This window comes from Thermotalea metallivorans (assembly GCF_001562415.1).
Classification (GTDB): Bacteria; Bacillota; Clostridia; order Peptostreptococcales; family Thermotaleaceae; genus Thermotalea; species Thermotalea metallivorans.
This window is the reverse complement of the sequence record NZ_LOEE01000097.1, coordinates 1-1,571: the sequence shown is the minus strand read 5'-3', so window position 1 is coordinate 1,571 and position 1,571 is coordinate 1. Positions and strand designations below refer to the sequence as shown.

Annotated in this window: 1 protein-coding gene; it reads right to left on the bottom strand. The window is 47.5% G+C overall.

Features of this window, described 5'->3' with window-relative positions; genetic code table 11:
• Positions 1-81 precede the first annotated feature (81 nt).
• Positions 82-1,571: sodium-dependent transporter (locus tag AN619_RS15200; RefSeq protein ID WP_083525181.1), on the bottom strand; the 1,490-nt coding region annotated here is incomplete at its 5' end.

Genomic DNA, 1,571 nt, shown 5'->3' with positions numbered 1-1,571 from the left:
GCTTTGTTTAGCAAATAGATGAAGCCTATTCCATAAAACCCCAGAGTAATTATCATCATAATAATCGATGTACGTGACATATTATTCCGCCTCCTCTGCTGACTCCATGATATCCCTTCCCTGTCCAATCTTGCCCGCAAGCCAATTGTTGGTCAGGAGTGCTAATATCAGGAGTATACCGAATTGGAGAGCAATTGTGCCTACACTAAAGGTTTCCATGGGATCCCACCAGTTGTCGGGATACCATGTAATGGCCTGCCACAACCACCAGCCGATGATGGTAAGCACAAAGACTGGGAACAAGGAGATACTGATGGTCCACCATCGATTGACCTTAAAATCTGACCATTCCGTGTTGATGTCATGGTTTCGTATTTTCTCAAGTCCGTATTTCATCAAAGCAATCGACACAAACAAGCCGCTGAACAATAATCCTACACCCCATACCCAATCCTGATTATCCAGGAAGTTTAGACTGTAGGCCGATGGAATCCCCAGCAAAAATCCCCCTACGATCACAATGAGGGTTGCCTTTTTCCTGTCCATTCCCCCATCCATCAAGTTGCGCACACCTACTTCGACCATGGGCAGCAGGGATGTCAAGGCAGCAATGGACATAGCCAGGAAGAAGATCGCCGCCAGTATGGAGCCAAAGGGCATCATGGTAAACAATTGGGCCAAATAGATGAAGGTCAAGCCGGTATTGCCTGCCGACAGGGCCTGATTGGCAATTTCTCCACTGCCGGAGAGGGCAAAAATCGCAGGCAGAACTGTCAATCCGCAGATGAGAGCGCCTACATTATCGCTAAAACCCATAATCATGCAGTTGCATGCCACATCTTCTTTCTTCTTTGTATAAACAGCATAAGTGATGATAAAGCCCCATCCCGCCCCTGTAGACCAGGCAGCCTGGGTAAAGGCCTCCAGCCAAATTTTAGGATTTGCCAGCATGTGCAATTTGGGGCTGAATAAATATTCCAACCCTTTTTCTGCCCCCGGCAGGGTTAAGGATCTGATGGCAGTGATGATAATGAGTATAAATAATGTCGGTATCATGATTTTGGATGCTTTTTCTATTCCTGCAGTCACGCCCTTGTAGATGATAAACCCTGCGATGGCCATGGATACAAAGTGAAAAAAAATCGTTTGGGAAGGTGCTGTGGTAAATGTTTTCCACAGGACTTCCGTTGTTTCTGTGGTGACAGGGTTTTTAAAAGCGCCGGTAACGGCTAGGGTGAAGTATTTCACGCACCACCCCATGACCACAGAATAATAAAACATGATTGCCAGACATACAGCAGCCAGCCAGGTTCCCATCCAAGTGTATTTTTTTCCCACATAATCCCGGAATGCGCCGATGGTCCCAAGGCCCGTCCTTCTCCCCATGACCATTTCTCCCATCAGTAATGGTATGGACCAGACAAACAGGGCAATGGTCCATGCAATAATGAAGGGACCTCCTCCATTGGCCGCTGCCACCCTTGGAAACCGCCATACGTTGCCGGTTCCTATGGCCATACCGATGGATGCTGCAATGAAACCCCATCGGCTTCCCCATTGCTCTTTTTTTT